13 protein-coding genes are annotated in these 13200 nt (G+C 33.4%); 10 read left to right on the forward strand and 3 right to left on the reverse strand.

Annotated elements, in window-relative coordinates:
* Window positions 1–12: 12 nt before the first annotated feature.
* From Q0783_RS09690 to Q0783_RS09735, 10 genes are all read left to right on the forward strand, one after another.
* Entirely contained in the window at window positions 13–744 is a 732-nt protein-coding gene (locus Q0783_RS09690; protein ID WP_298894693.1) for a type II CAAX endopeptidase family protein, read from the forward strand.
* 61 nt (window positions 745–805) lie between these two features.
* Window positions 806–1630, forward strand: coding sequence for a hypothetical protein (locus tag Q0783_RS09695; protein WP_298894695.1), 825 nt, complete (start codon window positions 806–808; stop codon window positions 1628–1630).
* A 184-nt stretch (window positions 1631–1814) separates the two neighbouring features.
* Window positions 1815–4664, forward strand: a complete 2850-nt coding sequence (locus tag Q0783_RS09700) for a pitrilysin family protein (RefSeq protein WP_298894697.1) — start codon at window positions 1815–1817, stop codon at window positions 4662–4664.
* Between the two features lie 200 nt (window positions 4665–4864).
* Window positions 4865–5629, forward strand: a complete 765-nt coding sequence (locus tag Q0783_RS09705; protein WP_230935100.1) for an AAA family ATPase — start codon at window positions 4865–4867, stop codon at window positions 5627–5629.
* Window positions 5629–6528, forward strand: a complete 900-nt coding sequence (locus tag Q0783_RS09710; RefSeq protein WP_298894699.1) for a ParB/RepB/Spo0J family partition protein — start codon at window positions 5629–5631, stop codon at window positions 6526–6528. Before Q0783_RS09705 ends, Q0783_RS09710 begins: the two co-directional genes overlap by 1 nt.
* A complete protein-coding gene (locus Q0783_RS09715) occupies window positions 6518–7114 on the forward strand; it encodes a DUF5683 domain-containing protein (RefSeq protein ID WP_298894701.1) in 597 nt (198 codons plus the stop codon). The genes Q0783_RS09710 and Q0783_RS09715 overlap by 11 nt, the downstream gene beginning before the upstream one ends.
* A gap of 3 nt (window positions 7115–7117) precedes the next feature.
* Entirely contained in the window at window positions 7118–7819 is a 702-nt protein-coding gene (gene dapB, locus Q0783_RS09720) for a 4-hydroxy-tetrahydrodipicolinate reductase (protein WP_298894703.1), read from the forward strand.
* Window positions 7820–7879: 60 nt separating this feature from the next.
* Window positions 7880–9598, forward strand: a complete 1719-nt coding sequence (gene lepB / locus Q0783_RS09725) for a signal peptidase I (RefSeq protein WP_298894705.1) — start codon at window positions 7880–7882, stop codon at window positions 9596–9598.
* A gap of 17 nt (window positions 9599–9615) precedes the next feature.
* Window positions 9616–10236 (forward strand): WbqC family protein, encoded by a 621-nt coding sequence (locus Q0783_RS09730; RefSeq protein WP_298894708.1) that lies wholly within the window; start codon window positions 9616–9618, stop codon window positions 10234–10236.
* Entirely contained in the window at window positions 10236–10544 is a 309-nt protein-coding gene (locus tag Q0783_RS09735) for a DUF6122 family protein (RefSeq protein WP_298894710.1), read from the forward strand. Before Q0783_RS09730 ends, Q0783_RS09735 begins: the two co-directional genes overlap by 1 nt.
* Here the strand turns inward: Q0783_RS09735 and Q0783_RS09740 are convergent, their stop codons facing one another.
* From Q0783_RS09740 to Q0783_RS09750, 3 genes are read right to left on the reverse strand one after another with little or no spacing between them, the layout of a single operon-like run.
* Window positions 10545–11564, reverse strand: a complete 1020-nt coding sequence (locus tag Q0783_RS09740; RefSeq protein ID WP_298894712.1) for an endonuclease/exonuclease/phosphatase family protein — start codon at window positions 11562–11564, stop codon at window positions 10545–10547.
* A gap of 5 nt (window positions 11565–11569) precedes the next feature.
* A complete protein-coding gene (locus Q0783_RS09745) occupies window positions 11570–12448 on the reverse strand; it encodes a rhomboid family intramembrane serine protease (RefSeq protein WP_298894714.1) in 879 nt (292 codons plus the stop codon).
* A complete protein-coding gene (locus tag Q0783_RS09750; protein WP_298894716.1) occupies window positions 12445–13200 on the reverse strand; it encodes a rhomboid family intramembrane serine protease in 756 nt (251 codons plus the stop codon). Before Q0783_RS09750 ends, Q0783_RS09745 begins: the two co-directional genes overlap by 4 nt.

Here is a 13200-nt window from a genome sequence, read left to right on the forward strand (position 1 = left end):
AATCAAAAAAACATGGGTTCAGACACCAGCTCCTCTTCTAATCATACGATGATCAAACCTCATAAAGCTGTTCCCTTTACAGGCATACTTTTAGATTTGATTATCTATATTTCTGTGATGTTTTTGATACGAGAGTTAGCATTTCCCAATGTTAATTTTTTGGTAAATGGTCTATCCTGGTCATTTACAACATTAGCAATAGCGTCATGGCGAATGCACGCAAGAGGAATATCATGGTATGATTTAGGCTTACGTAAACCTAAGAATATCAAAAAAATGTTGTTGACGACCATCTTGATTTTAGTGTCAACCGTTGTGTCTCTATTACTATTTAATATCATAAAAGATCAAATTCCATTTTTTGCTTCACCTGAAACTGCTTCGGTTGAAGAAACTACATCAAAGTTTGGCAATCTAAAGGATAATTGGCCATTGTTTTTCACAATTATTATAGCAGTATTAATTGAATCTACACTTGAAGAGTTATTGGATCGAGGTTTTTTAATGAATTGGTTTGAAAAACTATTTTCTAAAACGACTATAGCTACCATTTTAGCAGTACTTCTACAAGCTGTAATATTTGGGTTTAGACATAGTTATGATCTCTCCGAACGTTCCATTACTGTTGGTATCATTGGATTAATAATGGGTATTGCTTATTATGTTTCTGGACGAAATTTATGGGCATTAATTATTGCACATTGTATTCTAAATACACTTTCAATGGTTGATCGAGTTTTATAGAATAATAACTAAAGCAATCCATTTCTCTCAAATATTATGAAACAAATTGCGTTGTGTCTTTATGAAATTTGAACGACGTCAACTACTTCTAAATTACATTTTCATTTCTTGTTTAATTATTCTGGTTTTAAACGACCATGTCTTAAAATGGGAATTTTCTAATTGGTTCACTGGTAAACTATCAGATATTGTTGGTATGATCATTCTTCCTGTTCTAATTACGTTTTTCAATCCGAAGCATGTTAAATTCAACTTGTTCCTATCTGCAGTTCTCTTTATGTTTTGGAAATCGTCATTATCTACGAGTGCTATTGATTTTTATAACCAATACGCATTCATAAAAACCTCAAGAGTAGTAGATTATACAGATTATATCGCCTTATTCATGTTGCCTCTCGCCTATTATCTGATCATTAAGATTCAAAAAGAATCGGCTTTTGTCATTAATACCAAATTACATTCAGCAATCATCCTACTCCCAACACTTTTTATTTTGATCTCTGAGACGCCTCCAAGAAACTATTATTTAACGGCTAACAATAGTAACTTTGTATGCCATAATTGCGATGTTACTTTGAGGTTATCACAACAACAAATTTTAGAAAAACTCCATAAATTCGACATCAAGCAGGATACAATTAACTCTCCTATTATTCCTTACAGGTATAGACAAGATAGCCTCATTTATTATAGAATAAAGGAATTTATCATTGAGAATGATACTTTACATAATGTCCAATTGTCTATGATAAAAACTAAAAATGGAAAAACTAAAGTCCATTTTAATGGTTTTGAATATCGCCAGCCTATTTCCAATGAAAATATGGAGCGCAGATTAAGACGTTACTTTAGAAAATCTGTAAAGCGGTATTTAAAAACCTTATGAGATTATTAATTTCGCATCCTCCTGTGTTTGGCCTGCGTTAAAACCTGTTAAACTTCACAAAATCAAAACGTTCTTTATTATCTTCGGAAAATAATTAAGAATTTTAGTACAAAATTAATTAATTCAACTAAAAACTTAGTTATATTTATACATTCAAATTTTTAAATCAATTAAACTCAAACACATGAATCTAAAACCATCAAGAAAAATCATGCTTAGCATGTTTATGGTATTCTTTATGTCTATGGTTTCTTTTGCACAGGAAACCACAATGGAACAAAAAGAAATCTCCCCTTCGGATCCTATTCCAATGAATCCAGATGTAAAAACAGGCGTGCTTAGTAATGGCCTCACCTATTACATTCAAAACAATGGAAAACCTGAAGACAAAGTAGAATTACGTCTAGCTATAAAAGCTGGGTCTATATTAGAAACGGAAGATCAGAAAGGTCTAGCTCACTTTATGGAGCATATGAACTTCAACGGAACCACGAATTTTAAAAAAAATGAACTCGTTGATTATCTACAAAGTATTGGTGTAGAATTTGGAGCAGATCTAAATGCTTATACTGGTTTTGATCAAACGGTTTACATCTTACCTATTCCTAGTGATGATCCAGAAAAATTAGATAAAGGATTTCAAATATTACAAGACTGGGCTGGTGGTGCTTTGCTTACCGCTGAAGACATAGACGAAGAGCGAGGTGTTGTGATTGAAGAATATCGTACACGATTAGGTGCCTCAACGAGAATGCAATCGAAATACTTAGACAAAATTGCATATAAATCTCAATATGCAGATCGTTTACCTATTGGTACAAAGGAGAATCTAGAAAACTTTAAATATGAAAGCTTAAGAAACTTTCAAAAAGATTGGTATCGCCCAAATCTAATGGCAGTTATTGCTGTTGGAGATTTGGATGTAGAGACTCTTGAAAAAAAGATTAAAGATAATTTTAGTGGTCTAGAAAACCCTAAAAACCCAAAGCCTAGACAAGAGTTTGGTTCTGAAAACCATGAAGGCACATTTGTCGCTATCGAATGGGACGAAGAAGCAACTGGAAGCCAGGTGCAAATCTATTACAAAGACAAAGGCGAAGTTAAAAAAACCAGAACTGTAAAGGATTACAGAGATAATATGGTTGAAGGTTTATTCACTCAAATGATTAATAACCGACTTAGAGAATACAGTAACAAGCCAAATCCACCATTTATTTTCGGATTTTCATTTCATGGTGGTATCATAGGAAATAAAGAAGCCTATCAATCTATCGCGCAGACTAACGAAACTGGTCAATTAGAAGCTTTAAAAACACTTTTAGAAGAAAATGAACGTGTGAAGCGTTTTGGATTTAATGCATCAGAATTAGAGCGTGCTAAAAAGGATTACTTTGCTAGAACAGAGCGTTCTTATAAAGATAGAGATAAACAAGAATCTGGACGAATTGTAGGTCGTTATATTCAAAATTTCTTACAGGAAAGCCCAATGCCTGGTGCAGAATGGACATACAACTATGTAAAGTCACAATTACCTACAATAAAGCTTGAAGAAGTAAACGGATTGATTAAAGATTTCTTACATGACGATAATCGCTTAGTAGTACTTACTGGTCCGAAAAAAGACGGATTAACAAAAGTAACCGAAAAAGAAGTTATTGATTTATTAGATAGCGTTAAAAATGCAGAGCTGAAAGGATATGAAGACGAAGAAGTGCGTTCAGAATTAATGGCTAACAAACCTGCTAAAGGAAGCATTAGTAATGTTACTGTTAATAACAAAGGGAAATTAAACGAAACAACAACCATGACCTTGAGTAATGGTGCAAAAGTAACGTACAAGAAAACGGATTTTAAAAATGATGAAATCTTATTTGAGGCCTTTAGCTATGGTGGCACATCCTTATATTCGAATGATGTTTTAAAGCAAACAGCGAGTGCAAATGGAGGATTAACTGAAGCTGGTATTGACGGACTTTCAAAAAATGACATGACAAAAGTGATGTCTGGTAAAATTGCAAACGTTAGACCTTACATTGGAGGTTTAGACGAAGGTATGAGAGGTTCTACAACACCAAAAGATTTGGAAACCATGTTCCAGATGGTACATTTATATTTTACAAAACTAGATAAAGATCCTGAAGCATTTGCATCATTCATTAGTAAACAAAAAGCATTTTTAGGTAACATTTTATCTAATCCTAATGTTTCATTTTCAATCGCTTTAGGTGAGTTCTTGAATGAAGGAAATCCGAGATATACAGGTTTTCCAACTCCTGAAAGACTAGACAAAGCCAATTATGATCTTGCTTATGAAAAATATAAGGAACGTTTTGCAAATGCTGGTGATTTCAATTTTTATTTCGTTGGAAATATTGATGAAAGTAAAATTGCAGAATTAGCCGAAACCTATATCGCATCTTTACCTGGAACTTCAGAGAGAGAAACGTATAACGTGTCTTCTTTTAGACCAAAATCTGGAGCTCAAGAATTCACATACAGAAAAGGTACAGAGCCAAAGAGTCAAGTTAATCTTGTCTTTAGAGGTGAAACCAAATATGATGTTAATGAAGCAAGAGCAATGAATGCTTTAGGCGAAATCTTGAGTATTAAGCTTATTGAAAAATTAAGAGAAGAAGAAGGTGGTGTTTATGGCGCTGGTGCCAGAGGAGCAATACGTAAAATTCCTTATGGAAATTTCAACTTTAGTATCTCCTTTCCTTGTGCTCCTGAAAATGCCGAAAAACTCGCGGCAGCTTCTATAGCTGAACTTCAGAAAATTATTGATAATGGTCCTGAAGCAACAGATCTCGATAAGGTGAAAAAGGCTTTGTTGTTAACGAGAAAAGAACAACTAGAGCAAAATCGTTTCTGGTTATCTGCTATTAAAAATGCAGATTACAACAAATCAGATTTAGATAATGTTGTGAATTATGATGCTAATGTAAATGCCTTAACAACAGAAGATATTCATAATGTTGCTAAGAAATACTTACAAGATGGTTATTTGAAAGCGATTTTATTACCAGAAGAATAATATCGCCTTACTCTATAAATCAAAAGCAGCCTGAATAGGCTGCTTTTTTTATAACCAATCAGCTTCATTTCTAAACAAATAGACACCTCTGCATATATTGCAGTACTGTTAACAACTTCCATTTCCAAAACTCGTAAATAATCGTATTTTTACAGTTGAAGAAAGTATAAAAACTTCAGTAAATAAAACCAAATCATTTAATGGGTAAAATCATTGCAATTGCCAATCAAAAAGGAGGTGTTGGAAAAACAACGACTTCTGTAAATTTAGCAGCATCATTAGGAGTTCTAGAAAAAAAAGTCTTGCTTATCGACGCAGATCCGCAGGCTAATGCAACTTCAGGACTTGGTATTGATGTCGAACAAGTTGAGATTGGAACCTACCAGTTATTAGAGCATACGGCATCGGCCGAAGAATGCATTATAGAAACCGATTCACCTAATGTAGATATTATACCTGCTCATATCGACTTAGTTGCTATTGAAATTGAGCTAGTAGATAAAGATGAACGCGAATATATGCTCAGAAAGGCTGTATCGCATTTAAAATCATCTTATGATTACATTTTAATCGACTGTGCTCCTTCTCTGGGATTATTAACTTTAAATGCGCTTACTGCGTCAGATTCTGTTATTATTCCTATTCAGTGTGAATATTTTGCACTCGAAGGTTTAGGAAAATTATTGAATACTGTGAAAAGTGTTCAAAAAATTCATAATACCGAGTTAGATATTGAAGGAATGCTACTTACAATGTTTGATCAACGACTACGTTTATCAAATCAGGTAGTAGAAGAAGTACAAAAGCATTTTAGTGATATGGTTTTTGAAACCATTATTCAAAGAAATGTAAGACTAGGCGAAGCACCAAGCTATGGAGAAAGTATCATTAAATATGATGTGAGTAGTAAAGGTGCTACAAATTATTTAAGTTTAGCAAAAGAAATAATAAACAAGAACTCATAATGGCGAAGGCAACAAAAAAACAAGCATTAGGTAGAGGTTTATCTGCATTGTTGAAAGATCCTTCTAATGATATAAAATCTGCAAATGATAAAAATGCAGATACTATTATTGGCAATATTGTAGAACTAGATATAGAGGCCATTGAAATTAATCCGTTTCAACCACGTACCAATTTCAATGAAGAAACCTTACGTGAATTAGCATCATCTATAAAAGAGTTGGGTGTTATACAACCAATTACAGTTAGAAAATTGGAATTCAATAAATTTCAATTGGTATCTGGAGAACGTCGTTTTAGAGCTTCAAAATTAATTGGTTTAAAAACTATTCCTGCCTACATACGTATTGCCAATGACCAAGAGTCGTTAGAAATGGCTCTGGTGGAAAATATTCAACGCCAAGATTTAGATCCTATTGAAATTGCACTTTCCTATCAGCGATTAATTGATGAGATTGCTTTAACGCAAGAACAAATGAGTGAGCGTGTAGGAAAAAAGCGTTCTACGATAGCTAACTATTTACGATTGTTAAAATTAGATCCAATCATTCAAACTGGTATGCGCGACGGGTTTATTTCTATGGGTCATGGTCGTGCGATAATCAATATTGAGGATCAAAATGTTCAGTTAGATATCTATGAAAAGATCATTACTGATAAATTATCTGTTAGAGCTACTGAAGCCCTAGTTAAAAATTACCACAACCCAACAGCCAAAAAACCTTCTGAAAGCCAAGAACTACCTAAATTTGTTAAAAAAGGCATAAAAGAATTTTCAGAATACTTTGGCCACAAAATTGGCGTTAAACTATCTAAGAATGGTAAAGGTCAAATAACAATTCCGTTCCATTCTGAAGAAGATTTCAATCGTATTAAAAAACTAGTGCAACGTGCTAAATAAATTAGTCTACAGCTTATTTTTTTCTCTTTTTTTCAGTGGTGTGATTTTCGCTCAAGAAAATAAAAAAACTGAAGACATTAATTCTGATTTAGTAGTTGTCAAAGATTCTATTAAAACGAAAAGAGAGCCTCTTAATGTTTTAGCTCCTTCAAAAGCTGCGTTTTATTCTGCTATTCTTCCTGGTTTGGGACAAGCCTACAACAAAAAGTATTGGAAAATCCCAATAGCTTACGCTTTGATTGGTACGCCATTATATTTATATATCAAAAACGATAAAGACTATAACTTATATCGTGATGCCTATAAAAGACGTTTGGCTGGGTTTGGTCAAGGTTCTGAAGGTGACCCTTTTCCAAATGTATCAAATGACGGACTTATAAGAGCTCAACAGCAGTTACGACGAAACAAAGAATTAGCCCTATTAATAACTATAGGAATGTATGCTCTAAATATTATCGACGCTAATGTTGATGCACATTTACTGCAATTTAATGTGGATGAAGACCTATCGTTACGACCACATTTTAAATACAACCAAATGGAAAATAATACGGATTTAGGTTTTACATTGAATTTCAAATTCTGACGTATGAATATCGCATTATTAGGTTACGGAAAAATGGGAAAAGCAATTGAAAAAATTGCCTTAGAACGTGGACATGATATAACTTTAAAAGTTTCCAGTTCTACTAAAGATTTCATATTAGATGATATTGATGTTGCTATCGATTTTAGCCTGCCATCTACTGCTGTTGCTAACATCACCAAATGTTTTAATGCCAATGTACCTGTGATTTCTGGAACAACTGGATGGTTAGACCAATATGATGATATGATATCGCTTTGCTCATCTAAAAAAGGCACCTTTTTATACGCCTCAAATTTTAGTCTTGGTGTTAATATTTTTTTCGAGATCAATAAGACTCTAGCTAAACTCATGCGAAGTTTACCAGACTATAAAACAAGTATAGAAGAAATTCATCATACACAAAAACTAGACGCTCCAAGTGGTACTGCAATTACGTTGGCAGATGACATTATTGAGCGAACTAATTATAAAAATTGGAGCTTGGATGCACCAAAACAAAATGAGATTGGTATTTTAGCAAAACGTATTGAAAATGTGCCTGGCACACATGAGATTAATTATGATTCTGAAGTAGATAGTATACAAATAAAACACACGGCTCATAGTAGACAGGGCTTTGCTTTAGGTGCTGTTATTGCTGCAGAATATGTTCATGATAAAAAAGGAATATTTACAATGAAAGATGTATTAAATATAAGTTAACATTAGTATTTGATGTAACATTGTCTAATACAATTCAACTTACAACACAAACAAAAAACTATGACTATCACTGAGTGGTTAATATTTATTCTAGTAATTCAAGTTATACACGGACTTGGAACATGGAAATTATACGTAAAAGCAGGAAGGAAAGCTTGGGAAGCTTTTGTACCTGTATATAATGCAGTAATTTTAATGAAGATTATAAAGCGTCCTTGGTGGTGGACGATTTTACTATTTGTACCCATAGTGAACTTGATTATGTTTATTATCGTTTGGGTAGAAACAGCCCGAAGTTTTGGGAAAAATCAGTATCTCGATACCTTTTTAGCCGTTATCACTTTAGGGTTTTATAACTATTACCTTAATTATGCAACAGATGTTAGCTATGTACAGGACAGAGACATAAACCCAAAGTCTAGTTCAGGTGATTGGGTAAGCTCTATTTTATTTGCCATTGTGGCTGCCACCATTGTACACACTTATTTTGTGCAACCGTTTACCATACCAAGTTCATCTCTTGAAAAATCCTTATTGGTAGGTGATTTCTTGTTTGTTAGCAAAGTGCATTATGGTGCACGTATTCCAATGACTACTGTTGCCACTCCTATGGTACATGATACGATTCCTCTTGCAAAAGTTAAGTCATACCTATACAATGATAAACTAGAAGAGAACAAATCCTCATTAAAGAACAAATTGCAACTGCCTTACATGAGAATTCCTGGTTTTGAAAGTATAGAACGTAATGACATTGTCGTTTTCAATCAACCTGCTGATACATTAGTCAACATGAACGACTTTACTCCTGATCGGAATTATTATAAGCCTATTGACAAACGAACGAATTTAGTTAAACGTTGTGTTGGTGTTCCTGGTGATTCATTAGAAGTAAAAGGAGGTTATGTCTATATTAATGGTCAAAAAAATGAATTACCCGATCGTGCAAAATTACAGCACTACTATACTTGGGTATCAAAATCTAATATCACCCAAAATTTTGTTGACACTTATGAAATAGAGAATTTTTGGAGATTTTATAAAATAGAAAATCAATTGTGGGATGATCAGAGAGTAAAAGATTATTTAGCTGAGGAAGATAGATCGTACTTAAAAGAATCATCAAGAGATTCTCTTATGACTGAGGTTGTCGGTTACATACAATACGATGACATGATAAAATTAAGGATGAAGCCTGTTGAGAATAAATTTAATATAAACCTTACTGCAGAAAATGCTGACAAAATTAAAAGCTTATCAAATACAGTATCACTCAATCAATTCTCTCATCAGTTAAGAAACCCAACTGTTTTTCCTCATAATCCACAATACAATTGGAATTATGATAATTTCGGACCTGTTTATATTCCAAAAAAGGGAGAAACTATTGAACTAAACATGGAAGTTTTACCACTTTATAAACGTTTGATCTCAGAGTATGAAGGTAAAAAAGTAACGACACGTGGTAATCAAATTCTAATTGAAGGAGAACCAACGACATCTTATACTTTCGATCAAGACTACTACTGGATGATGGGAGATAATAGAAACAATTCCATCGATTCTCGAGGTTGGGGATATGTTCCTTTTGACCACGTTGTTGGTAAACCTGTATTTATATGGATGAGTTGGGATGGTATTAAAAATCCGCGTTGGGAACGCTGGTTTACAACAGTTGGAGGCTCAGGTAAACCTGTATCATACTTAATTCCGTTTTTAGTGCTCATAGCTGCTTGGATTGGATACAGTAAATGGCGTAAGAAGAAAAAAGCAAAATAAGGTTTTATTTGTAGTATATGGACGTAGTATTACATCCAACATATTTTCCGAGTATGGCTCATTTTGTTGCTATGCTACAAGCAGATCGTATCATTTTTGAGGTCTGCGACAATTACCAAAAACAAACGTATAGAAATCGAGCATCAATTTTTGGTGCTAATGGTAAACTAGATCTTAATGTTCCTGTTGTGTATTCTCAAAAGAATAGACAGCTATCAAAAGATGTCGCTATTTTCAATTCCGAAAATTGGCAAACGCAACATCTTAAATCACTTGAGTCTGCCTACCGTACCTCTCCTTTCTTTGAATTCTATATTGATGATTTATTGCCTTTGTTTCAAACGGAATACAAAACGATAATGGCGTTTAACTTTACATGTATTGAAGCCGTTTTTGATTGTTTACAGCTACCTTTTTCCTATAATACAACTCAGCAATTCGATCCAGAACCAAAGGGAATTATTGATGCTAGAGGTTTAGTTAATAGCCGAAAAGAGATTCAGCAAAACCTCACACCTTATGCTCAGGTATTTGATTCCAAACATGGGTTTATTCCAAATCTTAGTATTCTAGATTTACTATTTAACGAAGGTCCTAACACAGAGCTTTACCTCGAATCGCAAACCTTAAATCTGTAATGTTACAACCTATTGTTCATTATGGGATTCATTTCCTATTGCCACTAATAATTGCTTTAGTCTTTTTTAGAAAACAGTGGATTATTGCTTATCTCATTATGTTAGGTACTTTTATAATTGATCTAGATCATATGTTAGCCAACCCCATGTTTGACCCAAATAGATGCAGTATTAACTTTCATCCGCTTCACTCCTACTACGCCATTGGTGTTTATGTACTTTTAGTAATTTGGAAAAAGACTAGACCTATTGGATTGGGTTTAGTCATACACATCATTGCAGACCAAGCAGATTGTTGGATGATGTAGTTATTTGAGCTTAACCTTAGCCATAATTGGATAATGATCGGAATATTTGACATCAAAGGTTTTAAAGGCATTAATTTCAAATCCGTCATCTACCAAAACAAAATCAATACGCACAGGAAAGAATTTAAAATCAAAGGTTCTTCCGAATCCATTTCCAGCTTGCTCGAAGGCATCTTTTAAATCACCTTTAATTTCTTTATAGACATAAGAATATGCTGTATTGTTAAAATCACCACAGATAATCATTTGATATTTGCATTTGGATTGATGCTTTAAAAATAATTCAGCCTGTGATTGCTGCATCTTAAACGTAGAACTCACACGATTAAATAAATTGCCAGAATCTTCTTTAGCTAAGCTTTCAACGTCGGAATTTATTCGCAACGATTCTAAATGTAAATTATAAACTCGTATGGTATCGTTTTTAACAATAACGTCGACGAATATGGCATTATTAGATGTATTGGGAAACTCTATCGAACCCGAATTAACAATAGGATACTTAGTTAAAATGGCTTGACCACTCTTTACTTTATTACCTGTAATCTTTTCATATTTATGATAGCCATCAAAATGCATATCATCATCTCGCCTATATTCCTGCAAACACAAAATATCTGGTTGCTTTTCAGAAATAAAACTCAAAATATTCTCCTTTATATTCGGACTATCAATCCAATCAAAAATATTGAATAATCGAACATTATAGTTCATTACCGAAAGGTTTTGATGATCATCAACATTCTTCGACGATGAAAATTTGTAGAGAGAGAACACATAACTGTAACCAATTAAAAGCACAACCAAAGACACTAATAGTTGCTTCTTAACTTTGAGCAACCAATAAATTGTAAATAGAATATTAATAATGATTAAAAACGGTACAGCTAGACTGAGAACAGATAAAAAAGCAAACTTCTCTGGTTCGATATAAGGTAAAATGTAAGACAATAACAAAGCAAATGCCATCAACGAATTGACGATAAATATCAGCTTCTCATAACGTTTAAGTTTACGCATATGGTTTAATCCTTACCTGCTTTAAATAAAAATGTCTTTTCTTCTTTAGTTAAACTTTCGTAACCACTTTTACTGATTTTATCTAGAATGAGGTCTACTTTTTTCTGATTATTAAACTCATTAAATTCGTCTTTATTATGACCAGCAAAAGGTTTCTTCTTATTTTTATGAACTGTCTTAAGTGGTGATTTTGGTTTGAACACATTAGCTATCTTATCCATGAATCGTCCAAAACCTTCACCAATATCTTTTCCTTTTAACAATTGGGTAGCATATAGATAACCTAATAAAACACCACCTAAATGTGCAACATTACCACCTTGATTATTTCCAAATAGACCAATGATATCAAATGCAACAAGGGCAACTCCAATATACCATAACTTAATTTTTACTGCAAAAAAACGGGCTTCACGATATGGCATATAAGCACAAATAAATATCAATAAAGCACGTACACCAGCCGATGCGCCAACAAGTGCCCCAGCATTAGCTAATACTAAACGTTCAGGCAAAATATTATAAATAGCTAAATATGCCAACCCGCCTGTTATAATCCCAAGGAAGTAAATATTTAAAGATTGCTTTCTTGGAAATATATTAACCATGGTTCTCGATACAAAATAGAGCACCAACATGTTAAAAAGGAGATGAAAAAAATCATAATGTGTGAATCCGTAAGTAATAATAGACCAAGGTCTAGTTAAGAACTCAAAGAAATCTTTTGGTAACTCAAGCCATGTCAACGTATTTCCTCTTGGTACTCTTCTTATAAGCATTAGTACCCAACCCAAGAAAAAAATTCCAATGTTTACTGCTATAATCTTCTCAAAAACATTTAAGCGTTTAAGCTTGTCCTTAAAGTCGTAATTTAACGAAGTCATCGATCCCAACGGTTTTTGTTAAACTGTGTTTTCTTCCAATACCACATAATTAAGAAGCCCGTAATAGCACCTCCAACGTGAGCCATATAGGCTGTATTACTTGGACTAAAGAATGATCGGCCTGTTATAGCAGATATAATATCAAGAATAATGATTCCTGGAATAAAATATTTAGCTTTTATTGGAATAGGAAAAAAGATCAACATCAATTTCGCTTCAGGATTCATCATCCCAAAAGCAGCCAAAACCCCCATAATACATCCTGAGGCACCTACCATAGATGCGTTATAAGAACTAAAAGCATCTTGAGCTAAACTCAATTGCGCTGCAGACAAATTCACAACCTGTTTGTTAGTTGTAAACATTTCTATTAACTGAGAATCAGTTATACCAGATGCGATTAATTCAGAATAGGCAGGCAAATAGTTGAAATAATAATACCCTACTTGAAATAATACAGCTCCCAAACCAGCAGAGATATATAAAAATAAAAATTTCTTAGACCCTAATTGTGTTTCTACAGCCGTTCCAAACATCCATAATGCGAACATATTAAAGAATATATGTACTGGTCCACCATGCATGAACATGTGTGTGAAAATTTGCCATGGTTTAAACAACTCATTTTCTGGGAAATACATTGAAAACCAATGGTAAAACAATTCACCATTACCCAAAGTTAATGTTCCAATAAACATGATAACGTTTATAATGAGCAAATGTTTAACCGTATCTGTAATACCTCTTATCAT

Source organism: uncultured Psychroserpens sp. (assembly GCF_947500255.1).
GTDB lineage: Bacteria > Bacteroidota > Bacteroidia > Flavobacteriales > Flavobacteriaceae > Psychroserpens.